This is a genomic window from Mesorhizobium sp. M7A.F.Ca.US.002.01.1.1, from assembly GCF_004022955.1.
GTDB classification, from domain to species: Bacteria; Pseudomonadota; Alphaproteobacteria; order Rhizobiales; family Rhizobiaceae; genus Mesorhizobium; species Mesorhizobium ciceri.
Genome location: NZ_RZQE01000924.1, coordinates 1 through 1,078, shown reverse-complemented (window position 1 = coordinate 1,078; position 1,078 = coordinate 1). Strand labels below are relative to the sequence as shown.

Here is a 1,078-nt window from a genome sequence, read left to right as displayed (position 1 = left end):
GGTCACCACCCGTCTACTTGGCGAACATCTAGGCGTTTCGATTTGCGCCTACGCTGACATGGAGCCGGACCAGGACCACTTCACCATTCGCGGCGACTGGAGCGCTCCTGGCTCGCCTAGCATCAGGGGATACTACAGTCTTGCCGATTTCGGTCGCCTCGCTGTTGGCAATCTGACCGCCAATCGGCCGCTCGTCATCAACAACAATCTCGAGGAAATTGCACCCGAGGAAGCAAAGACTTTTCAGGATATCGGCATAACGGCAACGATCTGCATGCCCTTGGTCAAGCAAGGCCGGCTGGCTGCGCTAATGGCCGTTCACGACACGCAGCGCCGCGTCTGGTCGCAGCGCGAACTGTCCTTGCTGGCGGAGGTGACAGAGCGGTCATGGGCTCACATCGAGCGCGTCCGCTCGGAACAGGCTGCCCGAGCGAGCGAGGAGCGGCTAAGGCTAGCAACCGATGCAGCCGCTATCGGAACGTGGGACTATGATCCCATCACAAGGGTGCTGCGTTGGGACGACCGATGCAAAGCTCTCTTCGGTCTGCCACCTGAGGCGGAGGTGACATATGAGAGCGCGTTCCTGGCCGGTCTCCATCCAGAAGACCGCAAAAGGGCGGATGAGGCCGTACGCCGGGCGCTCGCGCCGGGCGAATCTTCCCGCTACGACATCGAATATCGGACGATCGGGCTGCGCGACGGAAAGGAGCGTTGGATAGCTGCAACGGGCGAATCTCTTTTCCGGTCCGGACGCGCGGTGCGTTTCATCGGCACCGTCATGGATATTACCGCGCGAAAGCGGGTGGAGAACCAACTTCAGATGATGAATGCGACTGCCGCCGCCGTGGCAGCCGAGCTGGACGTGGAGCGCATTGTCCAGATTGTCACCGACGCTGGCGTCGCGCTGTCAGGCGCGCAATTCGGAGCTTTTTTCTACAATGTCCTCGATGACAAGGGGGACAGCTATGTGCTCTACGCCCTGTCGGGCGCGCCACGCTCCGCTTTCGAAAATTTCCCCATGCCACGCAACACGGCCGTCTTCGAGCCTACTTTTCGCGGGACGGGCGTGGTGCGTTCC

At 61.0% G+C, this 1,078-nt stretch carries 1 protein-coding gene; it reads left to right on the top strand.

What is annotated here, in order from left to right:
• A partial coding sequence (locus tag EN932_RS36770; RefSeq protein WP_128369555.1) for a GAF domain-containing protein occupies positions 1–1,078 on the top strand: 1,078 nt, incomplete at both ends.